Annotated in this window: 21 protein-coding genes; 3 read left to right on the top strand and 18 right to left on the bottom strand. The window is 42.0% G+C overall.

Annotated features, from left to right (window positions below; genetic code table 11):
* Positions 1 to 126: 126 nt before the first annotated feature.
* A complete protein-coding gene (locus XM38_RS06640) occupies positions 127 to 630 on the bottom strand; it encodes a tetratricopeptide repeat protein (protein ID WP_080814233.1) in 504 nt (167 codons plus the stop codon).
* A 382-nt stretch (positions 631 to 1012) separates the two neighbouring features.
* Here XM38_RS06640 and grxC point away from each other — a divergent pair, with 382 nt between their 5' ends.
* Positions 1013 to 1357 (top strand): glutaredoxin 3, encoded by a 345-nt coding sequence (gene grxC / locus XM38_RS06635; protein ID WP_080814262.1) that lies wholly within the window; start codon positions 1013 to 1015, stop codon positions 1355 to 1357.
* A 16-nt stretch (positions 1358 to 1373) separates the two neighbouring features.
* Here grxC and XM38_RS06630 read toward each other — a convergent pair whose 3' ends face one another.
* The 9 genes from XM38_RS06630 to kdsB all read right to left on the bottom strand — a co-directional run bounded on the left by XM38_RS06630 (position 1374) and on the right by kdsB (position 11688).
* On the bottom strand, positions 1374 to 2627 hold the full coding sequence (locus XM38_RS06630; RefSeq protein WP_080814232.1) for a glycosyltransferase family 4 protein: 1254 nt from the start codon (positions 2625 to 2627) through the stop codon (positions 1374 to 1376).
* A 136-nt stretch (positions 2628 to 2763) separates the two neighbouring features.
* Complete coding sequence (locus XM38_RS06625; protein ID WP_080814230.1) at positions 2764 to 3927, bottom strand: acyltransferase family protein; 1164 nt, start codon at positions 3925 to 3927, stop codon at positions 2764 to 2766.
* 199 nt (positions 3928 to 4126) lie between these two features.
* Positions 4127 to 5182, bottom strand: coding sequence for an NAD-dependent epimerase/dehydratase family protein (locus XM38_RS06620; RefSeq protein ID WP_080814228.1), 1056 nt, complete (start codon positions 5180 to 5182; stop codon positions 4127 to 4129).
* A 44-nt stretch (positions 5183 to 5226) separates the two neighbouring features.
* Entirely contained in the window at positions 5227 to 6486 is a 1260-nt protein-coding gene (locus XM38_RS06615; RefSeq protein ID WP_080814226.1) for a glycosyltransferase, read from the bottom strand.
* Positions 6464 to 7840: a CDP-glycerol glycerophosphotransferase family protein gene (locus XM38_RS06610; protein ID WP_088429361.1), complete on the bottom strand. Its 1377-nt coding sequence runs from the start codon at positions 7838 to 7840 to the stop codon at positions 6464 to 6466. The genes XM38_RS06615 and XM38_RS06610 overlap by 23 nt, the downstream gene beginning before the upstream one ends.
* A 297-nt stretch (positions 7841 to 8137) precedes the next feature.
* On the bottom strand, positions 8138 to 8806 hold the full coding sequence (locus tag XM38_RS06605; protein ID WP_088429359.1) for an HAD family hydrolase: 669 nt from the start codon (positions 8804 to 8806) through the stop codon (positions 8138 to 8140).
* Positions 8803 to 9825 (bottom strand): 3-deoxy-7-phosphoheptulonate synthase, encoded by a 1023-nt coding sequence (gene aroF / locus XM38_RS06600; protein WP_088429357.1) that lies wholly within the window; start codon positions 9823 to 9825, stop codon positions 8803 to 8805. Before aroF ends, XM38_RS06605 begins: the two co-directional genes overlap by 4 nt.
* A 51-nt stretch (positions 9826 to 9876) precedes the next feature.
* A complete protein-coding gene (locus XM38_RS06595; protein WP_187329311.1) occupies positions 9877 to 10911 on the bottom strand; it encodes a CBS domain-containing protein in 1035 nt (344 codons plus the stop codon).
* Between the two features lie 45 nt (positions 10912 to 10956).
* Positions 10957 to 11688, bottom strand: a complete 732-nt coding sequence (kdsB, locus tag XM38_RS06590) for a 3-deoxy-manno-octulosonate cytidylyltransferase (RefSeq protein WP_202978839.1) — start codon at positions 11686 to 11688, stop codon at positions 10957 to 10959.
* Between the two features lie 692 nt (positions 11689 to 12380).
* Here kdsB and XM38_RS28675 point away from each other — a divergent pair.
* Positions 12381 to 13441 (top strand): IS630 family transposase gene (locus tag XM38_RS28675; RefSeq protein ID WP_088431532.1). Its coding sequence is split into 2 segments (ribosomal slippage): positions 12381 to 12843 and positions 12843 to 13441, totalling 1062 coding nucleotides; the frame shifts between segments, so codons are not numbered across the junction.
* A gap of 58 nt (positions 13442 to 13499) precedes the next feature.
* Here XM38_RS28675 and XM38_RS06580 read toward each other — a convergent pair.
* From XM38_RS06580 to XM38_RS06545, 8 genes are all read right to left on the bottom strand, one after another.
* Complete coding sequence (locus XM38_RS06580) at positions 13500 to 15035, bottom strand: SDR family NAD(P)-dependent oxidoreductase (protein ID WP_088429355.1); 1536 nt, start codon at positions 15033 to 15035, stop codon at positions 13500 to 13502.
* Between the two features lie 78 nt (positions 15036 to 15113).
* Positions 15114 to 16163 (bottom strand): hypothetical protein, encoded by a 1050-nt coding sequence (locus tag XM38_RS06575; protein ID WP_137455034.1) that lies wholly within the window; start codon positions 16161 to 16163, stop codon positions 15114 to 15116.
* A gap of 133 nt (positions 16164 to 16296) precedes the next feature.
* On the bottom strand, positions 16297 to 17415 hold the full coding sequence (locus XM38_RS06570) for a hypothetical protein (protein WP_137455033.1): 1119 nt from the start codon (positions 17413 to 17415) through the stop codon (positions 16297 to 16299).
* A 135-nt stretch (positions 17416 to 17550) separates the two neighbouring features.
* Positions 17551 to 18936, bottom strand: coding sequence for an MBOAT family O-acyltransferase (locus XM38_RS06565; RefSeq protein WP_202978838.1), 1386 nt, complete (start codon positions 18934 to 18936; stop codon positions 17551 to 17553).
* Between the two features lie 401 nt (positions 18937 to 19337).
* Positions 19338 to 19583 carry an acyl carrier protein gene (locus tag XM38_RS06560; RefSeq protein WP_080807585.1) on the bottom strand — a complete coding sequence of 82 codons (246 nt, stop codon included), beginning with the start codon at positions 19581 to 19583 and terminating at the stop codon, positions 19338 to 19340.
* Between the two features lie 12 nt (positions 19584 to 19595).
* The gene (locus tag XM38_RS06555) at positions 19596 to 21524 is read right to left on the bottom strand and encodes an HAD-IIIC family phosphatase (protein WP_080807582.1); all 1929 of its coding nucleotides are present in this window, start codon (positions 21522 to 21524) and stop codon (positions 19596 to 19598) included.
* 472 nt (positions 21525 to 21996) lie between these two features.
* A complete protein-coding gene (locus XM38_RS06550) occupies positions 21997 to 24180 on the bottom strand; it encodes a PAS domain S-box protein (RefSeq protein WP_080807580.1) in 2184 nt (727 codons plus the stop codon).
* Between the two features lie 61 nt (positions 24181 to 24241).
* Entirely contained in the window at positions 24242 to 24571 is a 330-nt protein-coding gene (locus XM38_RS06545) for a metallophosphoesterase family protein (protein WP_137455032.1), read from the bottom strand.
* Positions 24572 to 25090: 519 nt separating this feature from the next.
* Between XM38_RS06545 and XM38_RS28670 the strand changes: the two genes are divergently transcribed.
* Positions 25091 to 25273, top strand: coding sequence for a replication restart DNA helicase PriA (locus XM38_RS28670; protein ID WP_080807574.1), 183 nt, complete (start codon positions 25091 to 25093; stop codon positions 25271 to 25273).
* Positions 25274 to 25294: the final 21 nt, after the last annotated feature.

Genomic DNA, 25294 nt, shown 5'->3' with positions numbered 1-25294 from the left:
TTTCAGCAAACCAACGGATCTGGGGCTGGACTGGCTCAGCCTAGCTAAGTGTATCTAATGGAAAATGCTAACGCCTCTACCAAATTTGGCATTTCTGCAGCCGCATTCCTGGAATCCGGCAACTCTCTAGCTGAGAGGCTTAACAGAATGGCGACTGGAGAGGATATGGTTCCAGAGAGATTGCCAGGGAGTGATTAGGGAGGGCAGATGATGCCACCAGTGCTGCTGCAGAGGACAACAGAAACCCTCAAGGGCTTGGTCATAAACAGCATAAGCCTGACGATACTGGCCTAGCTGCTGCAGGGCGACGCCACGGAATAGCAGGGCCTGGGTATGATGGGGAACTAGGGTTAGGATGCGATCGCAACTCGCTAGGGCCGCTGCTGGCTGTCGCAGATGCAGCCGGCATACGCCTTGGTAGAGCAATGCCTCTATCAGCGTGGGAAACAGGGCCAGGGTAGCCTCGAAATCGACTAAGGCCTCTGCATATTGCTGGGAATTCGCCAACAGCACGCCCCGCTGAAACCAAAAGTACTCGCTTCCCTCTTGGCGTGTCTCCCCAACGTTAGCAGCGACACTAGCGGTGCCGGGCCCGGCTGGAGCAATAGGGAGGGTAATAGCGTCAGTCATGGAGGGCTCATCCCTGGCAACATGTGATCCCATCCAAGTCGACGGTAGCCGCTGGGCCTAGATAACGAAGCCGGCTGGGCATAATCGCGATTGGGGATCACGGCTAATAGCCCTAGCATGCCCGAATTTGCCAGAAGATCCCACCAGCCTTCACAGAGCTCAATAAACCTTATCTCAATGCAGCCTCGGGGTGCCTAGGCAATCGGGGCAATTTATAGCGTTGGCCAGTCAGCTTAGGACATGACTGATCGCCCCATGGCCCAATCTAGGGAGGCTGACTGGCTCGCCACCGCACAAAATATTGTGGCAGTGGCTATAGCTTGATGCTGAGACATGGGGGTCCGCTAAGATACTGTTAGTCGTGTCAAACGCCACCATCGCCATGACTCTTCAACACAGAATTAACCAATGGCTGGGTCGCCACCCAGAAACCATCAAAGCCCATGTGGAAATCTATACTTGGCAGACCTGCCCCTATTGCATTCGAGCCAAGCTATTGCTGTGGTGGAAAGGCGTCACCTTCACCGAGTACAAAATTGACGGCGATGGTGGGGCGCGGTTGCGCATGGCTAAGCGGGCCCACGGCCGCAAAACGGTGCCCCAGATCTTTGTCAACGACCAGCATATTGGTGGCTGTGATCAGCTCTACGCCCTAGACCGCCAAGGCCGCTTAGATGCCCTATTAGCTACGGCCCCTTCCCCAGAGGGGGTCTTGGAGACGTCCTAACCCCGACATCCTAACCCTAAGCAGTCGCAGCGGACTGGCTCAGGACCTGCTCAAATAGGGTTAGGTACGCCTGGGCTTGGCGCCGCAAGGGAAAAGCATGCTCTGCCTTTTCTCGCGCTTGTAGACTCAACCGTTGATGTCGCTCCGGGTCGGCCAAGATCCAGCCGATGCCATGGGCTAAATCGTCGACGTCGTAAGGGCTGGCCAGATATCCGTTCAGTTGGTGGTCGACCACATCTTTAGGCCCCGTCGCATTGAAGGCAACCACTGGCGTACCGCAGGCTAGGGCTTCCGAAGTGGTCTGGCCGAAGGATTCGTAGAGGGATGGCACTACCATGACGTCGGCGGCTGAGTAAATCAACGCCAAGCTTAGATCGTCTTGAAAGGAGCCTAGGTAATGGGCCTTGAACCCTAGGTCAACAGGGGTAGCCGGGGCAGAGCTACCAAAGACGGCCAACTCAACGGTGTCTTGCCACTGAGCTTGCTGACTGAGGCGCTTCAGGGCCGGCACAAGTAGATGAAAGCCTTTGCGGTGATCGGAAGTGGCGGATAGGGCCCCAAATAAGACGAGGCGTTTGTCTGCCGGCAGGTTCAGGGCCTGACGGGCCAAGGCTGTGGGGAGTGGGCGGTATAGTGAAGTATCCAGACAGAACGGGATGACTTCTACCCGCCGATGCTGCAATAGAGAACTAGCCCGGACACAATCTGCCATCCAATGGCTGGGGGTGACGATGGTCAGGTTAATGCCCTTCCAGGCCTTGCGTTTACGCTGCCATATTGACCGAGAGAGATCACGCTCACGATTGCTTTTGAGTTGGGGGCAGCGACCACAGGCCTGTTGATAGCGATCGCAGGCCTCGCTATAGTGGCAGCCGCCGGTGAAGGGCCACATGTCCTGCAAGGTCCAAAACAGGGGTTTTTTCAGTTTGGCTAGGGTCTCAATGCGCAAGAACCCATTGCTGACCCAGTGAAGATTGACCACGTCGGGGTTGAGACGGGCAACTTGAGATGCGATCGCATCCGGAAACCACTGGGATGAGAACAACTTGCGCTGCCGCTGGGGATATCGCCGCATCATCAGCGTATTCATCGGTGGCCCCAACTTAGTGAGCATTGATTTTTCAACGATCACACTTTTGTCGCCACTAAATTTAGCTCTTACTAACAGCTGCGAGGGACTGCCCATTGCCTGCAATCCCTGATGAAGTCGATAGGCAGCCCTAGCAGCTCCCCCCTCAATGTCCGAAGTACTCAAAATAAGAGATTTCATATTGCTAGCATCAATAGCTATTTCCGAGCCTTAAAACACCACTCTTAGCCCAAAAAAGACAAATATTAAGGCTTGACAGACAAATCTGAAACTCATGTAGGCCATAATGCAACAAACAATTTCTATCTAGCAATTTCTATCTAGTCAAGTAGTAAGATTTTTGGTTAAATGGAAACTTAAATTTCGTTATAGGTCTCTCAATCATAATGTAAGTCACTGTAGAAACAGCTGATGTAACACAGAAAATAGCAATAAATTTAATCATGCTAGGCACAGCTAAATGAGCATTTAGATAACCTAAGATAGCAATATGCCATAGATACATACCAAAGCTAATTACACCGATATATCGTAGTGGCTTCCAAGCTAACAAACCGCCTATCCAACCTCTTCCATTTAAGTGAGATATCAGAAAGATTGACCAAAGCAATCCATGTAGGATATATAACCAATGATTTGAAGGAATTTCTGGCATTTCATAGCCAAAAATAAGATTCCAAAGAAAGGAACTGGCAGCAGTTTTATAGCTAAGTAGTATGGCGAGTATTGAAAGTATAGATACTATCTCCATCCAGGTCTTATATTTGACACCAATGTCCCTCTTGCTAAATAAATCCACATGAATTAAAGCTGCTATAGAACCAATAAAGAAGATCGGCAAATGAGGTAAAAGCGATAAACGATCCAGAGACAAAATGGACGATTCAAATAGCTTTAGTATAATTGAAATTCCGGTAAAAGCGATAAGAACTAGCGATAGTCTACGCCTCAAAAGCTTGGTTATTATGAGTGCAATGCTGGGTAGCAATATGTAATATTTTACTTCTACTGGAATTGTCCAGAAATGATTTCCAGCCTCTTGTAAAGTTACATGCTCAAAAAAGTCTTGAATGTTATATTGGAAGCTAGAAAAAATAGTATAGACTACTAAAACAAAAACATATAATGGATAGACTCTGATCAATCGTTTATATACATAATTAATCCATAGCTGAAAACTTTTAAGTCTTATGCCCGGACGAAGTAGCTGTGATGTTAACAGGAAACTACTCAGTACAAAAAACAGATAAACTCCTGAGCGACCCATTCCAGCATCACCAAAATTCAAAAAAGCGGTAGAAATAGATCCATCGTTACTAGCGTCTTCGACAAAAACATTGCCGGTGACATGCTCTAGAAAAACTAACAGTAGTGCAATAGCACGTAATCCATCCAAAGATGGGAGCCAAGTTTTTGATGTCGGTTTATCAGAAACTAAGTTTAGGACATTTAGCCTTCTAGAAATAGCTAATTTAAACATCGTAAATCTTAATCTTTACAATTAATTTCAAGAAATAGTAAGGCCTATTGTAAGTTTTCTATGAGAATTTACAGGTCTCTGAAATTCGAGAATTCAAAAAGCATATGGGCGGGTGAATTCCCACCCATGCTAACTTAAGACTCAAGGCTATTAACTGTCAGAATCACCGATACATCATATCTGTCCAGATCTGATTCTATTAGACCCGAACTAATCGTGCCTGTTCGGCCTCAACCATTTCCTCTAAAATATTGCCTAGACTACGAGTAATATCCCACCCAGGAAAATGTGATTTCATTTTCCTGAGGTCAGAAATATAGCAGATATGGTCACCGATGCGATTTTGGTCGACATAGATCCACTGGATTTTTCGCCCTACTAAGTCACTGACTAGATCAAAGGCTTCCAAGATAGAAACACTATTTCCTCGTCCACCTCCTAGATTATAAACTTCCCCAGGGCGCGGATTACAACGAAATGCTTCAAATGCTTGGATCACATCATAGCTATGGATATTATCGCGAACTTGCTTGCCTTCATAGCCAAACACCTTGTAAGTATCACCATTGACAGCTACTTTCACTAGGTAAGATAAAAAGCCATGCAGCTCTACACCGGAGTGAGAAGGTCCAGTCAAGCAACCGCCGCGAAAGATTCCCACCTTCATGCCAAAATAGCGACCATACTCCTGAGCTACAATGTCGGCTGCAGCCTTAGATGCACCGAATAGAGAATGTAAACACCGATCGATCCGACATTCTTCCGAAATGCCATTATAGTCTTCAGAGCGCTCATAATCGTAGCGCTTTTCTAATTCGATACGAGGTACCTCGTTAGGAGCATCTCCATAAACTTTGTTAGTGCTCATATGAATAAATACGGCCTCAGGGCAAAATTGGCGAGTTGCCTCTAGAAGATTAACCGTACCCAATGCATTCACTTCGAAGTCTAGCAAAGGAATCTGGCAAGCCCTGTCATGGGAGGGTTGTGCAGCACAATGGATAATGAGATCGAAGGGCTTTTCCTCAAATAACTGAAAGACTGCAGCACGATCACGAATATCAATATTATGATGTTCGAAGTTTTGAGTACTATCCTTCAGGCGACTGAGATTCCAAATGGTATCCCCTTTAGGACCAAAGAACTCAGCGCGCATGTTATTGTCTACGCCAATGACCTCATGGTCCTCCCGATCATAGTACTCAACGGCTTCCGAACCAATTAAGCCGCTTGAACCAGTCACTAATACTTTCATCTCTACTCCCTGGGTATAGACTCATTATTCTAAATAAAACATTCCTAAGAATTACTAGCATTCAATGCTGTCTTTAGCTCATGATCTCCTAAAAGTGCTGTAAAGATCTCGCCAAGTCTCTTTGTCGAATGAAGCTGTTTATAGCCTTCAAAATCGAATTCAAGGCTAAGACCATCTGATGAAGATGACTCAGACAGAAGTTGAATTGCCTTAACACATGCGGCTACATTTCCTTCTGGAATTGACAATCCAAACTGAAATCTTTTCACTCTCTTTTCCATGCAAAAACCATCACTTACAATAATCGGTTTCCGAAAAACAGCTGCCTTGGTCAAAATATTACTACTGTAGGGAAAATTTTCATAGGCTGCAAATAGAATATCAAATATATTTATAAAAGCATTAAATTCGGCACCGTCTGGAATTGATTGGAGATAGAAAAAGCAATTTTCTGGTGGTGATTTTATCATTCTCTCCAATCTTTGAAACTCATCTGAAAGTTTTTGATCATATTCCTGGTGAAAGGTTGCTTTATTAAGAGGACCGGCAAGGACAAAAAAATAATCTTTTTCAACTAGCCTTTGAGCTGCTTCAAGAAAAGTAAAGAGTCCTTTTCGCTTACTTAAAGAACCAATAAGTCCAATAATTTTTCTGTCCCTTGCTTGCAATTTTATCTGCTTAATAACACCTAGTGCTGTATCAGGTGGCGTTTCATCAGTTAAATCTGGAAATGGAATAATCGGGATATTTAACTTATCTTCTATGATCCTAGAGAATTCTTCATCCAAAAGAGTCAAGGCCTGACACCGAGGTGATCTTGCGATCGCATAGTGAGATAGGAAAGTGCGCTTCTTGAAGCGTAAGTCTCCTGGTCTAAAGTAAATGCCAGACCACTTGAATGGGAAAATCAGGTCGATAAGATGATGAGATAGAAAATAACTTAAGTAATTATCTAGCCAGTTGAAGAATACTAAATCAGGTTCATGCCCAACTGCCTTCACTGCCTGCTTGATAATTCTGTTGGTATACCTCCATCTCGCTATTACCACTAGAGGTTGCAATTTAGAGGAAATTTTCCCGATTAGAGGTACTTTACGATGAGCATATTCGTCAATTCTAAAGACATATAAGTTCTCTATAAGTTCAGGAAAATGTATTTTGAGCCAATCTATCACAGCATCAGGTTCTGGATAAAACACCAAGGTGCGATATCCTAACTCTAGTAATGTTCTACAAAAGAACCTCATGTAAGTTAGATGATGACCGCGACCGTGATTAGCATCAACAAGTGCAACCGTTTTCATAATAGTTTTGATAGTTTTTATGCCAAAAGTACGTTAAAATTTCATTGACAGCTCTATCGGTTGAATGACCATCTAAACTGCAAGTTAACTCCTCTTCAATGAGAGAAGTATTTTTATTCTGCTCTGATACTGCCTCAGATAGAGAATAATTGATTGCTTTTTTTAGCTCGTTTTCTGGGTTTGCATAAACAGTAGTGTAGCTACCATACTCCTCTAAATGCCTATAGTTCTTTGAGGGACCGTCTGGCAAAAGGTCAAATGAAATAACATTTTTTCCCATCAACATTGCTTCTTCAGCAACTGTTGAGGCACGGGTTATTAGGAGCTCAGAAATTGACAATAATGAGTAAATATCTAAATTAGAGACTGTAGGCTCAATGACTATTATTGATTTTTTAGAATTCTCATCAGGAATAGCTTGAATGTAAAGATTAGGAGCTAATGTATCGAGAGGATGCATCTTAACTAGAAGTAGTGTACGAGAAAAATCAATACTACTATAAATATGTCGAATGTAATCTCGATACATTTGCACCTCATTCTCCATGCCTCGGTATTCAGTATGAAGACAGGTTGCTAAGAGAACTACGTGTTTTTGACCTAGCTGTGAACTTACTTCTGGATAGTGGTCCTTAAATTGGCTTTGAACTTGAACATTATCAATATTAGCTAACCGATCATGTAAAGGATTACCAACTATGTGAAACCTGCGAGGATCTCCGTTGTATCTTTCCACGATTTCTCTGTAGACTCGCTTTCCCCATACCAGAACCATATCTGAAGCTGCAGAAGCCAATTCTTCAACACTGTCAGCACGAGTTCCACCGTGCTGAATAGAAAGTGTACTTACACCGTGACTTTTCAAAGTATCTACGGTGTCGACACCCCAAAAGTGATATCTATAAACCTTACGATGATCTAGGCAAAGCACAACTAGCTTTTGGTTAGGTTGATAGCAGGCACGTATCAAACTAAAATAATCCGTTTGAATTTGGCATCTCATCTTCTGCAACTCCTCTAAATTAGAATCCATTAGTTTGAGGCGATGGATACCAAACAACACGATCACATTGACATGAATCTTTCCATCCTGAACTTCTGGGCGCTGTAATAAATTAAACACTAACGGTATTAACAACCTTTCACAGGCCTTCGAATAAAGCAGGAAAGTAATCTCAGGGTATGCTTCCGAAGATTGGGAATTGAATTTGTTCTGAGCATACTTACAAACTAGATTCAGCCTATCCGAATAGCCAAGGCTTTTTTGAAGTCCAAAATATTTGTCTGACAAAATCGATGATTCTAGTGGTTCTATTATTTTCCGGATAGTATCTTTAAGAAACTTGGTAGACATATTTTTATTCTAATTATAGACAGTCTCAATATTAAGGTTTGTTCGCCACAATAAGCTTAAATTTGGGCTAAGAATTCTACTAATGGAGAAATTTTAGGACTAAACTAGAAACATTTTCAGGATTTTGAGGGTTATAAAGATTTTAATAGATACTTATATGATATAGATGAGAGAATTCCTGGATTTTTTCTCTGCTATTAGCTTTTGAAGCTTGGATTTAAGCCAAAAAAGTGACTTAAATTCTAGTCATGACGCAAAGAGATATTCCATGGTTAGAAAACATTTCCATTGTAAATTCTAAAAATTTATAGCTAAATCTGTGAAATCATTGATTACTTGGTCGACGGGCCCAAGAGATTTTCTTGAAAATGAAGTTAACACTCCCACACAAAACATTCCAGCTGCCTTAGCAGCACCAACTCCCGACTGACTATCTTCAAAGACTATGCAATTAGATGGATTGGCTCCTAAGGCTGATGCTGCAGCAAGATAAACTTCTGGATCAGGCTTCATTCTTTGCACATCATCTCGAGTTATAACCTGATGAAAGGCATCCCTTATATGCAGAGCTTCTAATACCATAACCGCCTCTTGGCAACTAGAGCTCGTGGCAACTGCCCGCAACTTGCCCAGCGATCGAAGATATTTGATAAATGCCATGATGCCAGGTATTGCTGTGATTTTACCTTGCACCAAAAGAGAATGGTAGGCAGCTCGCTTATCCTCAATTAGTTTCTGAGGATCACCCACCAGCTGAAATTTATTGAACCAATAGGCAATTACAGACTGCTCTTTCATACCTCGCCAAGCTATATCCTCGATTGGTAGCTCAATCCCATACTCCTCTCGAAATACAAATTGATAAGCCTGAAACTTAAGTGGTTCAGTATCTGCTATCACGCCATCCATATCAAAGATGACTGCTTGGCAACTATCAAGAATGGAGTCAAGGAGAAGGGAACTCACGCAATCAGCCTCCGGCCTACTGCAGTGCAAATTTTATCTAGAACTGGCACTATTCGACCAAATTCCTCAAAAGACAGTGCTTGTTCTTTATCACTCTTTGCATTAGCAGGATCAGGGTGAGTCTCGATTAATAGTCCATCAACACCTAAAGCCGCAGCTGATTGAGCAACAAGAGGCACTTGAGCTGCAATACCCATGGCATGTGAGGGATCGAGAACAATGGGCAGATGGCTTAACTCTTTGATTAAAGCAGCAGAACAAACATCTAAGCAAAAACGGGTTTGAGGTTCAAAGCTACGAATACCTCTCTCGCATAGAATAACCTTAGAGTTACCACTGCTAAGAATAAAATCAGCTGCCTGCAAGAACTCCTTAATTGTTGTCATAAAGCCCCGCTTTAAGACAATTGGCTGCTTAAGCTGACCGCACATAGCCAAAAGGGAAAAGTTGTACATGGCCTTGGTTCCAATTTGGATGATGTCAGCTACATCAGCGACTGCTGCCAGGTGAGTTGTATCTTTAACTTCAGTGATAATTTTCATGCCAAATTCTTTACGAACCTTGGCTAACAAATTTAGTCCTTCATCTGCAAGGCCTTGGAATGTGTAGGGTGATGTGCGAGGCTTAAATGCCCCCGCTCGAAATACTTTAATGTCAAACTTACTACGCAAAAATTCAGCAGTCCGCATGACTTGGTCTTCTGACTCAACCGCACAGGGACCCGCCATCATGACAGTTGCACCACGACCAAAAATGACGCCGTCACCTAAATCAATCACGGTGTCTTGAGGTTGAAATTTACGAGTACAGAGTTGATAATCTGCTGTCATCTCAGTAACGGATTCAACCCCATCTATACTTTTGAGATAGTCAGCGTCCCCTTTCCATTTCGAAGAGGTAACCAATAATACCTGAGCTCCCCAGTTAATCTGACGGGCTTCAACATCTTGCTGAGCAAACCATTTCACCAGGTGCTTTAGAGCCATATCGGTAGAAGATTGGCTGAGTTTAATAATCATATCCTTACCTAGATCTATGTACTGAGAGAATCAAGAAATCTGTTTGCTAGCTTATAAAGCGTGACTTGAAATAATATCTCGTAACCAGACAAGACCAATACATTGTTCAGATGCATCTATAACTGGAATCACATCAAATCCTGCACGTCTCTTATCTAGTTCCCGTAGCAAATTAAGGAGTCGCACATCTGGTGTAATAACAAAGGGATGCTTTGCCATTAAATCCTTTGCCTTTAGACTAGACAAATCAGGTTGAAGAATCAATCTTCTACGAACATCTCCATCCGTCACTAGACCAAGCAAGCGGTTGTCATGATCTACGACACAAGTGCAACCAACCAACTTAGTATTCATTTCTAAGACTGTCTGACAAATGTCAGTATCTGGGGTGACACGAGGTACCTGTTCATGAGCCCTCATAATATCGGCAACACGCAGGTATAGGTTCTTACCAAACAGCTTAGTTAGCTGAACTAGATAATCTTCATTTTTTAAGATGTAAGAACCAGAGATGAGGACATCAACTCCTAACTCTCTTAATAGGGCAGCAGATAAATGGTTGACACCACCATCTACGTGCACTTTAACCTCTGGAAAGGCGCGACGAAATGCCTTGATCTTACTGATTACTTGATCGTTAAACTGTCCACCAGAAACACCAGGGGTGGCAGACATAAACAGCACATAATCGAGAATTTGTGCTTTGTCAAATAGATCACTTACAGGAGTGTCTGTGTTAATTGCCAAACCAAAATTACAACCAACCTTATGTCGTACTTCTTCAAGTTGTGCCCAGCTCAGATTATTTTCAACATGAAGACAAAAATAATCTTCTGGCTGAAGCTGAACATCTTTTAGATATGGATCGGGATTTTCGACACTTAAATGTACATCAAATGGTAGGCAGGTGCTAGTACGTAATTTATTAATCTCCTTAAGATCTAAAGTCTTTGCATTATCACTGACGTCATAATGAATAATATCTACACCAACGATATCTAGTTTTTTTAGAACATCTGTTAGGGAGTAATCACTATCTAATGCCGCCAAAAGAGAACAAGAAATCTTCGGAATTTTAGTCAACATCTGCATATCCTCTTAGTTCCAGTAGTATTCAATTAATAATAAAATCTATATTTTCAAAAGCCGCTTAACTTTCTCTAAATCTTCTGGGGTATCTACTCCAACTGATTCATAATCAACTAGGCAACACTGAATCTTATATCCGTTTTCTAAAATACGAAGCTGCTCTAATGACTCGGAAAGTTCTAAAAAGGTTTGGGCCATAGAGACAAATTGTTCTAGGAAATATTTACGATAGCAATACAATCCAATATGTCGATAATAGATTTCATCATCTAGATTATTACGAAAAAAAGGGATTGGATATCTTGAGAAGTAAAGTGCTTCAAGTTTTTTATTGAGTACTACTTTAACTGCATGGGGAGAATTAATCTCGTCTGGGTTATTTGATTTGACTACTGGGGTTGAGCACACTGCTTCTGGTGCATCTATCAAGGCCTGAATACAAATATCGATGACGTTCGGATCAATGAGTGGTTCATCACCCTGAATATTGACTACAATATCACAGCTATCATACTTAACGGCCTCATAGCAACGATCACTTCCAGTGGCAATATTGGTTTCGGTCATAATTGCATTTCCACCAAAAGATAAGACGTTATCGTAGATACGCTGATCATCTGTAGCAACCATGATCTGATCTAAGAGTTTGCTCTTACAACATTTCTCATAAACCATTTGGATCATGGTTTTGCCTTCAAGAATAGCGAGAGGCTTACCCTCGAAGCGAGTTGATTTATATCTGGCAGGTATAACCCCTGTCACTTTAGCCATCATTCTTAGCTCTAAACTCCTCAAATATCCGTTTTTCTCCAATTTCATATTGGAGTTTTCCGAGCATTAATAGGATAAGCGAATATCGTATTCCACATCTAGATATAATGAATCGCTTTATTAAAAAAACATGGCAAAATCCGATTTTTATGAAATCAACTTCATTTAGCTGATAATCTATGTAATCCTTAAAAATAAACAGATTACTTTTAAATGTATAAGATTATCTCAGAAAATCTTTATGTTAGTATAATTAAAAAATACGATTTCATACAATCAAGAAGTTCCTTATAGAATTTAATCTATGTCATTTCTCAAAGTTTATTTATACAGTCTTTCACTAGAAATATATGAAAAATAACCAATAAAAGACAGAAGATATTGCACTCATATCGTAAAAATTTTCTATGTAAAGCTGCCTTTTTGGCCATGCTGATTGGTTATTTTTGGATAAAAGACAGACAATATATATCTTGTTTAAAAAGTTAAGATGCTGCCATTATCAGTTACTCTGGAGTAGTTGAAATTATTCCTGAGTTACTACCGTCCAGATCTTGTGCAGTTTATGAGAGTTCATGCTCTGGTACAACTGGAATTCCAGTTTCTAAAAAATAGATTACGCCATATAGCAACCCTAAATGAGTTTAGAATGGGTAGTATATAAATATCATCAAGCTGTCAATACAGTTGTACTCATGAATAGTTTTCAATTAGAACACCAACAAAAAGTAGATAATCGTGCTATTCTATCAGACTTTATAAGTAGTAATCCTGATTCAAGAGAGCTTAAGCGAGCATTGGCTGTAAAAATGGCATTGGAGGGTGAGCCATATTTTAAGATTACCAAATTTCTGGGAATAAACAAGTCTTTTATTACATATTGGAAGAACAGATTCGAAGCACAAGGCATTGAAGGTATTAAACTCGGCTACCAAGGATCAAAAAGTTACCTAACCCCAGATGATCGTACAGAAATTATCTCGTGGCTGAGAACCAGAAACTACTGGAACTTTGATGAATTAGTTTCATATTTAGATGAACATTATGATGTGATTTACAAGTCTAAGCAAAGCTACTATACACTTTTTTCGGAAGCAGGTATTAGTTGGAAGAAATCTCAAAAAACCAACCCGAAATCTGATCCAGCTCTAGTCAAAAAAAAAGAGAAGAAATCCAAGGATTTATCCGTCAAAACCAGTTCAAAATTGAGTCTGGGGAATTGATTGTACTTTTTTTGGATGAGTGTCATCTCCTTTGGGGTGATGTTTGTGGATATGTCTGGGGCAAGACAGATATGCGAATCGAAATCCCTATTACAAACGAGAGAATCAGGCAAACATATTATGGCGCATTAAACTATCAAACAAAAGAATTTATTTTGCATCCTTACGAGAAAGGGAATGGAGAGAATACAGTTGCTTTTATGAAGTACTTGCAGGAACAAAATCCTGGGAAGCAAATCGCATTAATTTGGGATGGCGCTAGTTATCATAAGTCACAAGAGATCAAAGATTTTTTAGCTACAGTCAATCATGGGAAGGAAGAGACAGAATGGCAATTCAAATGTATTCTATTTGCACCCAATTCACCAGAACAAAATCCAGTGGAAGATGTTTGGTTACAAGCCAAAAATTCATTGAGAAGATTTTGGAGGTTGTGTCGTTCTTTCCCCGCTGTAAAGTATCTGTTTGAGTTCTTTATAGATCATCAAAAGTTCGATTTTTCTAAAATAGAAGAATATTCACCTTGTTCATAAATCAACTGGGATTGCTATATCTTTAGGAAACTGAAATTCAATTCCTAGGGAAAAACCATTAATCTATTTCCCAAATATTCTCTAATATATCTATCTGAGTTTTATTAGATACATTTCTTAAATGCTCTGTGATAGAAACGGCAACTTTCTCGACAGATATAGCATTTTGTCTACCGATAGGCGTGTTTGTCTGATCAGTCAGCAATTTGGGAGGTCTTACTATAGCAAAGTTAATATCCTTGTATTCAGAGGCTGCTACCTTTGTGAGACCTTCAATTGCAGATTTCGCGATAACGTAGTGAGGTAAGTCTGCCGGAAAAGCTTGACTGGCATAGATTGATGAAATAACAATGTTCCAGCCTAAGCTCTCAGATACTAAACTGAGAAAGGTAGACATTGGTACACTCATGAGAGCTAGGCTTTGAGCGACATATTCATTCACCCGATCAACAGCTGTTGGCTCTAACCAGAGGGGTAATATAGCAGGACAAGCATTACAAATCAAGAAGTCTAGCTTGCCATATCTAGAAATAATTTCCTGCTTAGCTGAAAGACACCAAGATAATTCCGCTGCATTACCTTGCATCAAAATAACTTGGCCAGGTGCATTTTCTAGCGCTTTCTGTAGCGATTTAGCTTCAGGATAACTTCGGAGAAAGTTAGCTAGAACGGTACATCCTTGCAATGCTAGCGATTGTGCAATTGCAGCCCCTAAACCTCGACTAGCTCCTGTTACTAAGGCTACTTTTCCCTTTAAGAATTCAGAACTCGGCAGTAGAGTCTCGAGATATTGAGAAGTACTAATAGTTGAAGTAGGGCGAATAAAGGATTGGATTTCTCCAGTAGCAAATGATTTACCGTTATCAGATAACTCAGCTTTTGTGCGCAGTAAATTGTAGCGGTCGTCAAAATAGGTTAATGAACTAGTATAGGAAAATGGTTTTTTTAGATTGGGTAAAGAATTTTCAAAGCTAAGAGTTAGCTTAGAAAAAAGTGCTTGGAATCCTGGTAACTCCATTCCCACGAAGTAACTTGCCCAAAGTAATGTGGCTATCTCTACTTCACCAACACCTTTCTCAGGTAAACTCAGTTGATAAGCTAATATACGTAATGCTTCAAGATTAGGGCAATATGTTGCTTCATCCAACTTAATGCCCCTAGTCAGTTCTGATGGCGACAACATTACAGCCTCGGTACGGGAGGCTTGTGCTGATACGGCCTGAATGGTCGGTGAATTTCCTGGTCGAAAATTCACTTTCATTTTTAGCATTAGGCGTCTACCATCGAAAATCCGCGCAGTTACTTGCTCCTGTGAACTTTCAGTTATCTCTAATGAATAAAACTGATTAATAAATAAGGGACCTAAAAATTCTAGAAAAATTTTTTTCAGTTGAAAATCTGCTCGGTCCTGTAAATACTTTAAACAAGATAAACCACCCAAAACGCCAAAAACTACACGTTGGGCAAATGGAGTTTTGCGAGCATAGTCTTCGGAGAGATGCAAAGGGTTACGATCATGGCTTGCCTTGCTAAAAAGGTCAAGATCACCTGAAGAGAAAGAAATTGAAGTTTTATGCTGTAATGGAAATTCCATGGTGTTGCCAGATGATGACTTTAGCTTCTACTATCCTATTATTAAATAATAGGTTCGATAATTCATAAAATTATATTTTTATTCTGCTGTTGAGATCTTCATTCGATTTATTAGGTTAAGTTCCTCTAGCCAATGCATAATATTAGGGTTAGAATTTGACCATTTTTGGCATTGAGATCTAACCTGTTGGAGGTGCTCATTTACATTTTCAGATGTCACATATTGGCCAAAGTCTCTTAGTGACTTTCCACTCTCAGCTTCAGATAGTTTATTAAGGATTAGATCACCTACTTCTTCAGTATAGTGGGATGGATCCTCAAACCAATTCATTTCTCCGCTGATTGGCTCGGTAGTAATAGTATTACATCCCGAAAAATCCCAAACAGGATGAATATTAACAATTCTCTTTAACCATTTTTCGTAAGTTGGCCAGTAGTTAGACATCATTGCAGAATAAAATAAAGTTGCATGCAACGGAGGTAGAAAAATATCAACTCTAACCCCTTCTGAATCGGCAGATTCAACTATTGACTGAAAGTGACCAATTGTTGCCTCAGAAAACTTATAGTTCCAATACATTTGTTCGGACTGAGTAAAGTCTTCAATAAGCTTTATCTCGAACTGGCGTTCTATGCCTATTTGAATTCGATGCTCATATGTTCCATCATCAGCGAAATAATATCCTCTCTGATCAGGATTCATTACTAGGTTGAGGGAATCAAGAGATAGATAAATGCCTAAAAGATCTTTAGGGGAAATATATTGGGAATTCAGTCTTGTTTCTGAAAAACCAGGCCTTACCTCCCTAGAGTCATTAAATGCATAGAAATCAAGGCCAATAATGGCATGCTCAAGTTTGTTATGCGCAACCGCGTAGTCAAAATATCGCTTTATTTCATAAATACTAGCCCCTAAAAGAGACAAATTGTAAACTGGTCTACTTTCTGAAAAAGCAGTATGACTAGGATTAAGTCCCCTAGCAACACCTGATGATCCTAAAAAGACAACCTTTGGTTTTATTTGAGAAACCTTAATAGCTTTGACTAATCGATCATTTGCAACTCGTCCTCCAGCCTTACGAATTCCATAAGGGTCTACAAATGCATTAACTCCCAAGACAACGAGCATACAAGCTGCAGTATAACTAAAGAAGTTCCTGAGAAATTTACTATGATAAGACATGCTGCTAAAGATAAGTAAAAATCATAAGTGAGTAAAGTTTATAGATACTATTTCCTAGGCTCCTGATTAATCCATTCAACTATTCTTGACGAGAAGATATTAATGCTGGCTTAAGGTTTAGACTTTCTAGCCATGCAATAGTCTTTGGATTTTCCTGTTTCCAGCGATCACATTGCTTTTCAACTTCCTTCAAATGGCTATCAACATTATCAGGCGTTACATAGATACCAAATTTCGGTAGAAGTTCACTTGACTCACGTGCGTATACTCGTTCAATCATCAGGCTCCCTACTTTGGGAGTAAAGTGAAGTGGATCTTCATAATACTCTTCACTTGAATCTACAGACTTTGTCGTAATTCTATTACATCCTGAAAAATCCCATACTGGGTAAATTTTGACGATTTTCCGCAACCACTCTTTGTAGATTGTCCAATATTCGGGAGTATCTAAGACATAATGAAAAAGAGTAGCATGAGGAGCAGGCAGGAAAAATTGAATGTCGATGTTTTCTTTTTGAGCCAGTGAGACAACATGGGCTAATTCTTGAAATGCTTTCTCAGAAAGGGCATAATCTCCATAATACATCCCTCCTTCCTCTAATATATTTTGCTGTAGATGCTTAGCAAAAAGTTCTTCTCGGTCTTGTATATTCCAATTTTGAAGTTTAGGTAGAAGTCCGTTGGAAGCAAAATAGTTTTCTTCTACATTGGCATCCCTAATTAGAGTCAAGGCCTCTAACGAAAAATATAGCTCTAGAAAGTCTCGAGGATGCATTCGCCTTGAATTTAGTCGACTTTCCGAAAAACCGGGCTTTACCTCCATGAACTTGTTAAATCCATAAAAGTCTAAGGCAATAAAGGCCTTCTCGAGGTTATCCCCATGTGCTGCATGCCGAAAATAATGCCCTAACTCGTAAAAATTTGCCCCGAAGATACCTAAGTTATAAACTGATTTATAGTCTTGAAACACTTCATGTTCAGGATTTAGGCCAATAGCTACACTGGAAGAACCAACGAAAACAACATCTGGATTAAGTCGGTTAACCTGAATGGCCTTCACAAGACGAGCATGACTAAGTCTACCTCCGTGATTTCTCAAACCGAAAGGATCTAGCCAAAGGTTAATGCAAGCAACAGCTGCTAGGTAAATAGCTGAAAAGCCAGCGAAGAACTTTAATGATTTAGCATATGAAGACATAGGACCTTGGACTATCTTTTAAGCTAGACAAGACTCTCATTTTGCTTATCAAATCAGAAATGGAAGCTGACACCGGCAATATATTTGACTAAACTATATTTTCAATTTCAATTTTCAATGAGTATGATGATTATATTAGAATTGAAAATAGATAAATTCACTAACCCCTGAAAGTCCTAGAAAACCTGTTACAGCAATTGCAGCTGTTATCATAGCCCAAGCGTGATTAGGCTGCCATTTCAAATGTTTCTGAATATAACTAGCCCAGTTATGAAAAGGCTTGGTAGGATTTATGGGTTTATAATCCAAAGCAGGACTATGTTCTGATAGCCATTCCTGTGTATTGGGGCATAAAAACGTAATTGCCATTAAAGCTACTATCCATAAGAGTCCCAATTTTGCATTGCTGAATAGCTGATTTGTAAATAAGGCACCATCGCTTAAAGATATACCGTTAGCTCCTACCATCGCTGACAAAATAGTTATGGCATTATTAACACTCGGTGCCCTGAAGAAAACCATTGCTACGACAACACACCCAAAAGTTAGTAGATGACCCAGCCGATTTTGCCACCATGTTGTCTTCTTAGGAACCTGGCCAAATGCCTTAAGTAACATGTGCCAGCCGTGATTTACTGTAAGATACAACCCATGAAGTAAACCAAATACAATATACTGCCAGCCTGCACCATGCCAGAGTCCGGCCAGGAACATGGTAGTGATGGTAGGAAATGCCAGTAGTTCAGTAAACGCACTAAAGCTTCCAACTCCTCTCTTAATCAGGTCTTTTCCATCACGGGCTCGTTTTCGAGACAAGCTTAGGGCGATTGGATTATACAAGTAACGTGTAAGGAAGCGTGTTAATGTCATGTGCCAGCGTCCCCAAAAATCAATAATATTGACTGCTTTATAAGGGGAATTAAAGTTAAGAGGCAGTTGAATACTAAATAACCGAGCTATGCCAATCGCCATATCAGAGTAGCCAGAAAAATCGAAATAAATCTGCATAGTATACGCTAATGCTCCCATCCAAGCCTCTGCTATTGTCAGCGAAACACCTTGATCAGCAGCATTAAATACAGGGGTTGAATAGAGAGCAATTTGGTCTGCTAGAATTACCTTTTTAAATAAGCCTATTGAAAAAATTGTTAAGCCTATTGCTAGGCTCTCTTGACTAATCCCGAATTTGCCCCTTCTAGAGAACTGGGGCATCATTTCTTGGTGACTAACAATAGGACCAGCAATAAGCTGTGGAAAGAAGCTGACAAACAGGCAATAATCTATAAACCTATAGTGTTTTGTCTCCCCTTCTAGGCTATCAACTAAATAAGAGATTTGTTGAAAGGTATAGAATGAAATGCCAAGAGGCAAAACAATTGCAGATATATTAAATGATGTGCCGACAATAGCATTAACATTGTCTACAAAAAAATTAAAATATTTATAATAGCCGATAAGACCTAGGTTGAAGACTATGCCGCCGATAAGCAGCACCTTACCAACACTTTCATCTTCTGCCATATAAGCTCGATTCAGAGCTTGGCCTAGAATATAGTTCACTCCAATCGATAGCAGCAGTAATAGTAAATAAGGTGGATTCCACCAGCCGTAGAAGAAAAAAGATGCAATAACAAGCCAAAAAATTGTAAGTCTTTGGTGCTTCAATCTAGTAACTAAGCAAAATCCGATAAGTGTTATCGGCACAAATAGTAGAATGAATTCGTATGAATTAAAAAGCATTATTTTGAATTCAACTAAGTTAGAATTTAATTTGCTTCTTTATTAGAAGAATTAGAGGCTTCATCAAGCAATTTGGATTTACATCCAGTCATTACTGATGGTTTTTCTACGGCAATACCTTGGATTTAGTGCCTAGGTTTACACACTGAAACTAAAAGAATTTGGTGAGTCATATTCTCTAGCTAGCTAGCTAGCTTGTTTTGAATCAAGTCAATGAATTCTCCCACATTGTTAAGCTTTGCCACCTCGGATGTTCTGAACTTAATCCCAAATTCTTGTTCAGTGCCCAAAACCAAGTTAATATGAGCCATCGAATCCCAGGCACTAATATCCTTCGCTGATGTATTATCTTCTACTTTGATTGAATCATCATCAAAGACATCTTGAAACACTGTATTCAGCTGCTCATAAATTTTTTCGCGACTCATTATAGCTTTTCCTCAAATAAGAACTTTACTTTTGATAGTAGTTTTGAACTCTTCGAAGTTACTAGTATTCAATGACCATAGACTTCTAAATGCTTTATCTTGCTCCTGTTTTTCATATAGTAGCTTAAATCCAAGATTAGTATAATGATCCCTTACTATCTGGTTTTTTGCAGTTTCAATATATTCTCCATGTAATGTACTGTACCCTCTTTCCTTAGCTTGATTAACCAAGATATTCAGGGCTTCTTTCTCGACTTGTCGACCTAATACACGGCAACTCATTAGCCATGTATCAATATGAAGAGCTTGCTCAGATCCTAGTAAGATTGGCTTTGCGATGATAACACTGATTAATCCGTTGTCTCCGAAATCATCTTTGAGACGAATTTGAAGACATAAAATATCTGGATCTTCACTCATCTGCTTGACTTGAGTTTCGGTATAGCGACGAGTTGTGAGGTTAAACTGGTTGCTTTTATTTATCAGCTGAGTGGCCCTTGGCAAGGAAACTTTGTCAACCGGCCCAACAGTCATTTCCATGTGGAGACTCTCTAAGAAGCTCTCCAGGTCCTGAGTTTTCTCCCTTAATTCATTTCTACGACTGTTTGCCAGATACTGCTCTGCCCGTTTAGTGTCATCGCCAGAAAAAGAAATAGCTTCAAAATATCCAGCATCTGATAAGTAACGAACATATAGAGCTGGATCTTCGGGAACTTCGGGGACAGCAACAGCAGGAGTTAGTTGCCTTACCACTGCTCGTTCGACAGGGTTATCATCAAAGAATACCAGAGAGTCTAGTCCGATATTTAGATGCTTAGCAATACGTTGGAGGTTTGTTGCCTTATCCTCCCAGTTCGCAAAGAAAACGGCAATATCTTCCTTTTTTAGAATCATCTCTGGGTGATGTTCAAATGGTTCTAAGGCATTTATCTCTTCATTCTTAGAGCATACTGCTAGAATTATTCCTCGTTCTTTTAGCGCTTTTGCATAGGCTTGAAATGCTTGATAGGCTTCACCAATAGCATCTCCCTGTCCGAGAATAATTCCCTCTAAGCCATCATCACCGATAACACCACCCCAAAGAGTATTATCTAAATCTAGGACTAGGCATTTATATGATATCCCCCGAATAGCTGCTATTACCCGAGCTAGATAATCTCCGTATAGGGGAGCATATACTGGAGAAACATCTTGCTTAGAATGGTACCAAAGTGTAGGGTTGCACCACTTACTTTTGCCAACAAAGGCGGCAATTTCATCAAGATTTAACAGTAAAACTTTATGCTCTGCAGCCTTACGACGCAAGCATTCATTGACTTGCACGAGTATGTTACTTGGGGCAGCTGCTAGTACAGAATCATATTGCCCAAATAACCGCTCAGGGGGAATTACCATCGTGTGTTGAATGATAGTTGCTTGTAGCTTTGTATCAATTATTCCCCAGAGTTGTATCCATTCATTTACTCTTTTCTCTACGGCATTTTCAACCTCTTGGGCAGTGCAGGAGCATGGCAGTTGTATGCCAATATCATGGCTATTAACAGCTAAAATAACGATGTCTGGCTTAAATTTATATATACCAGAATTTGAATTTAAGAGCTCCTGATGATACTGACCATAAGGAGCAACATAGCACTGAGCAATTAATCCTCGGCGCAGTGCAGACACCCGAATGGCTGACTGCAGATGATCTACTGTTGAGGAAGCTAGGATGGCAATTTTAACAGTTTGCAGTCCTTTAATCTGGTTGGAATGGTCTGTTATGATTTCCTGTAGACGCCGGTCAACTCGAGTGATTTGAGTAAAGTCGAGGTCGTGCTTTGCAATTGTGCGGAGATATTCAATTCTATCCTGTAGACCTATGCCTTTACTATAGTTAGCAAGTGCCTCGCGAATACTTTGATGTTGAGGTAGCCAGGGTAAGAGTTCTTTCATTGCCATGGGTGAAGAGTTACTCTCCGCAGTCTGTCTGTAGGATAGGTGAACCTACTACAATCCCGAAGGTATCGCCTTGCTTCTGTTAGTAGCAAGCGCGTTCATGTGAACTTCAACCAGGCGCTGCCTTTTCTAAGTTACTATAAAGTTTTCCTAAGTCTGCGGACAGGTTATTATTACAGGCTTTCTGAAATCCTCGGTTAGTTAGAAATTGATATTTGATGAATAGTATAGTTATTGTTACTAGTTAGAGCTAGGTTAATCATTGACGATGAAGCTAGCTATGCAACATTTCGATTTTTGATGACTAATCAAGCTGCAACTGGACGAAACTTTATAGTTGCTATAGGTATTCGTTCTTTGGGGTTAATCTATCTTGTTTTATGGTCACGGTGCTCATCGGTGTGCTATGGCTGAATGAATACATACATAGAATAGTCTTTCTTTGGAAGACAGTGATGGTGAGTAAAGGTGCCGTTTAATTGGATATGTGGGCTTGGGTGGCTGGTAATGACACGGTTACCGTGGTGCCAGTAGTCTCTGAAGAATCGATGGTTAAGGTACCATTGTGAGCTTCGATGATGCGGTGGGTGATGGCTAGGCCGAGGCCATTACCAGAGCTTTTTGTGGTGACGAAGGGGCGAGTTAGCTTGGGGAGAATCTCTGGTGGAATGGGCTCGCCACCGTTGTGGACGTAAACCTTCACCCAATTTGTCTCAGGGGTTATCCAACAACGGACAGTATCTCCCTCGCTAGTGGCTTCACAGGCGTTACTGAGCAGATTAATGAAGACTTGTTTGAGTTTGTCGGGGTCGGCGGTGATAGGAACAGCGGTCGGGGTGGGCTGAAACTCAATGGTGCGATCGCAACTCGGCAACTCCTTCATCGTGACCAGCATATCCTTGAGAAACTGATTCAGTTCCAGTTCGGTAGTGTTCAAGGTTTGCTGGCGAGCATACATGAGGATTTCATTCAGCAACCGTTGCAGCCGCTGGGATTCCTCTAGGGCTAGCTGCAGCCGGAGTCGGGGACGCTGGGGCAACTCTAGTTGCTGAAACGACTGTAGGCCCATAAGCACGGTAGTCAATGGACTACGGACTTCGTGGACGATCATGGCAGCCAACTCGCCGACTTCGGCCAGACGGGCCAGGGCCTGTTCTCCCTGCTTACGCTCGCTAATATCGCGAGCCAACGCTAGGACAGCGCAATGGTTATTGAGTCTCAGGAGCCCTAGGCGAACTTCTACCGGAAATTGACTGCCGTCCCGGCGGCGATGCTTACCTTCGAGGGTACCGAAGTTCTGCTCTTGTAAGCTTTGCCAGAGCTGCTGAAAGCGTTCTGGGGTCATGACCGCTTCGATATCCCAGACATGGCGCTGCAGTAAGTCCTGCCGCTGGTATCCCAGGCTGTCACAAGCCTGTTGATTCACATCGACAAAGCGACCGTCACTGTTGATGACGAAAAAGGCATCTGCCGCCTGCTCCACTAGGGTGCGAAAGCGGATTTCGCTCTGGCGCAGGGCTTGTTCCGCTTGCTTGCGTTCGGTAATGTCATTCACCACGGATAGAATGCAAGGGTGGTGATTAATCTGAATCTGCTCACAGGAATACAGCACCGTGCGCAGCTGACCCTGCTGATTTTGGAAGCAGTACTCTCGATTGCGGATATAGCCCTGGTGTCTCAGGGTATCGATCATGTCTTCCCGATCTTGAGGATCTGCCCAGAGGTCGAGTTCCAGGGCTGTTTGCCCGATCACTTGAGCCGAGGTATCACCGTAGAGATGCAAAAAGGTGTCGTTGACTTCAATCAGGCGACCATCGGCTAGGGTACTGATAATCATGGGATTGGGACTAGCCTGAAAGGCTTTGGCAAATTTTTCCTCTGACTGGCGCAGATCAGCTTCGACCCGCTTGCGAGTTGCGATCGCATCGGTAATCTGACGAAACATCTGCTCAAAGGCCATGGTCACATCCCCCAGTTCGTCATGCCGGTCGGGATTGAGGGAGCGAAAGCAAACCTGCCCTGTATCACAATCCTGACTGATAACTTGGCCAGCCTTGAGCAGGTCCTGTCGCAGCCCCATGATCGGCTTAATCAGAAGCCGCTCTAACACAATCATGGTAGCCCCGGTGACAAAAGCCGAGATAATCACCACCAAGCCAGCGATCCGCCCCACAAACCCAAAAAACTCCTGCTGCACCCAAGTCGCATCATGGCGAATAATCAGCACATAGTCGCCCTCGAGGGGCGACATGGTCCAGACGGCGTCGTAGCGATTGTGACGACGACTGTAATGCTGAGACTGGCCTGTCTGGAAGCGGGTATAGGTTAACTCGGGCGGCTCCCCAAATTCTCCAATTAGGGTGCCATTGGCGGTATAGAGAGCCCCCCCCAAGACCACATCTTGGTGCTGTAGGCTACGCAATGCCTCTAGTAGGGCCTGTCCTTGCAGCTCGTCAATGGCTAGATTATCCAAGAGACCCAGGGCATGGGTGGCCGATAAAGATTGTAGATATTGCAAGAGTTCCCGCTCTCGCCGATAGACAGAGGGTACTAGAATAATGGCCTCAATGACGACGATGCTGAGGAAGACCCACAGCACTATGCGCCGAGATAATCGGGCTTTCAAAAAGTCAGACAGCCAGGGGAGCTTCACAGCCATCAATAGCGTCCTCTTGCAATCGACAGAGATTCTGAGATTTATCCCTGTCGCCGATAAACAATCAGCTTAGGCATTCGGTCACCGGTTCGCCAGTCTTGTAAGTATAGGTGGGGAATGGCCCAATATACACGGTATGGGTCACTAAACCAGAGGTGGGTAACCACTGGTGCAGGTAAAATGCTGCAGGTTCTAGGGTCAGGGCTAAGGGGTGCTGAGGCTGTAAGGTCAGTTGAATTTGGTGAGCCACACTAGGGGCAACACTGGCAACAGTACTGGCCCAGCGCCGCTGAAGGGGGCGGTGTAAATGGCTACAGGCCACCCGCTCTACTTGGGGAAATTGGGCGATCAGCTGGGCTAAAGCATCCCCACGGCGACAGGCAGACCGATCCATGGTAGCGAGCCCTGTTGGAAACGGGGGATAGTGCATAAAAATCACGGTTAAATTCTCCCACGGGTTTCTCAGCCCTGCCCCCAAGCGGCGCTATGACCCGACAATTACGGTCGTCTGAGGGGATTAGGGAGCGCTAGGGCCTCTACAATACCATTCTCTAAAGAAAATCTGTAATTTTATCGTCTCAGGGCCCCTAAGCAAGGGATAAGAGTAGAAGTTGATTAGAGGAAAAAACTCTATTTCAACGGATATTCCCATGGTTGAGATCAACTTATATCCCTTGACTTTCCATGATCCCAGCCCTGTTTTCCTCAGTTGCGTCTTGCCAGCAGAGTTGACATAATATGAGCAGGCTATTGAACAGTATTTAGAAAAATTGAGATTTGCAAATATATCCGTCGCGAACTAAGCGATTTCTCTGGGTAAACCGTTCTTCGGTCAATGTCATAGCCAGTGTGTTCAAAACGTGTCAAACGTCGTCTTGACTTTAATTATTTTTTATTGGTCGGGAGCTTTCAAATGGTTAGCGTGTTTCAAAAAGTAGCTTGTCCCAATTGTGGCAACACAGCAGAGCGTTACTATATCGACACTGAACATCTGGTTCGGACCCAGTGTCCCCAGTGTGATTACTTGATGATCACCTGCAGCCAGACGGGGCGGGTGATTGAGGCTTATGCCCCAGGGTTGCCCGTATGTCGCTAAACGATGCTACCTGGCCCTACC

This window comes from Halomicronema hongdechloris C2206 (genome assembly GCF_002075285.3).
In the GTDB taxonomy this organism is placed as follows: domain Bacteria; phylum Cyanobacteriota; class Cyanobacteriia; order Phormidesmidales; family Phormidesmidaceae; genus Halomicronema_B; species Halomicronema_B hongdechloris.
Note: the sequence above shows the minus strand (reverse complement) of the source record. Positions and strands in the feature narration are given on the sequence as shown.

What these genes read in the sequence shown, in the direction of transcription:
- XM38_RS06640 (WP_080814233.1), bottom strand. Translation starts at nt 630, where the DNA reads ATGACTGACGCTATTACCCTCCCTATTGCTCCAGCCGGGCCCGGCACC.
- grxC (WP_080814262.1), top strand. Translation starts at nt 1,013, where the DNA reads ATGACTCTTCAACACAGAATTAACCAATGGCTGGGTCGCCACCCAGAA.
- XM38_RS06630 (WP_080814232.1), bottom strand. Translation starts at nt 2,627, where the DNA reads ATGAAATCTCTTATTTTGAGTACTTCGGACATTGAGGGGGGAGCTGCT.
- XM38_RS06625 (WP_080814230.1), bottom strand. Translation starts at nt 3,927, where the DNA reads ATGTTTAAATTAGCTATTTCTAGAAGGCTAAATGTCCTAAACTTAGTT.
- XM38_RS06620 (WP_080814228.1), bottom strand. Translation starts at nt 5,182, where the DNA reads ATGAAAGTATTAGTGACTGGTTCAAGCGGCTTAATTGGTTCGGAAGCC.
- XM38_RS06615 (WP_080814226.1), bottom strand. Translation starts at nt 6,486, where the DNA reads ATGAAAACGGTTGCACTTGTTGATGCTAATCACGGTCGCGGTCATCAT.
- XM38_RS06610 (WP_088429361.1), bottom strand. Translation starts at nt 7,840, where the DNA reads ATGTCTACCAAGTTTCTTAAAGATACTATCCGGAAAATAATAGAACCA.
- aroF (WP_088429357.1), bottom strand. Translation starts at nt 9,825, where the DNA reads ATGATTATTAAACTCAGCCAATCTTCTACCGATATGGCTCTAAAGCAC.
- XM38_RS06595 (WP_187329311.1), bottom strand. Translation starts at nt 10,911, where the DNA reads ATGTTGACTAAAATTCCGAAGATTTCTTGTTCTCTTTTGGCGGCATTA.
- kdsB (WP_202978839.1), bottom strand. Translation starts at nt 11,688, where the DNA reads ATGATGGCTAAAGTGACAGGGGTTATACCTGCCAGATATAAATCAACT.
- XM38_RS06580 (WP_088429355.1), bottom strand. Translation starts at nt 15,035, where the DNA reads ATGGAATTTCCATTACAGCATAAAACTTCAATTTCTTTCTCTTCAGGT.
- XM38_RS06575 (WP_137455034.1), bottom strand. Translation starts at nt 16,163, where the DNA reads ATGCTCGTTGTCTTGGGAGTTAATGCATTTGTAGACCCTTATGGAATT.
- XM38_RS06570 (WP_137455033.1), bottom strand. Translation starts at nt 17,415, where the DNA reads ATGTCTTCATATGCTAAATCATTAAAGTTCTTCGCTGGCTTTTCAGCT.
- XM38_RS06565 (WP_202978838.1), bottom strand. Translation starts at nt 18,936, where the DNA reads ATGGCAGAAGATGAAAGTGTTGGTAAGGTGCTGCTTATCGGCGGCATA.
- XM38_RS06560 (WP_080807585.1), bottom strand. Translation starts at nt 19,583, where the DNA reads ATGAGTCGCGAAAAAATTTATGAGCAGCTGAATACAGTGTTTCAAGAT.
- XM38_RS06555 (WP_080807582.1), bottom strand. Translation starts at nt 21,524, where the DNA reads ATGGCAATGAAAGAACTCTTACCCTGGCTACCTCAACATCAAAGTATT.
- XM38_RS06550 (WP_080807580.1), bottom strand. Translation starts at nt 24,180, where the DNA reads ATGGCTGTGAAGCTCCCCTGGCTGTCTGACTTTTTGAAAGCCCGATTA.
- XM38_RS06545 (WP_137455032.1), bottom strand. Translation starts at nt 24,571, where the DNA reads ATGGATCGGTCTGCCTGTCGCCGTGGGGATGCTTTAGCCCAGCTGATC.
- XM38_RS28670 (WP_080807574.1), top strand. Translation starts at nt 25,091, where the DNA reads ATGGTTAGCGTGTTTCAAAAAGTAGCTTGTCCCAATTGTGGCAACACA.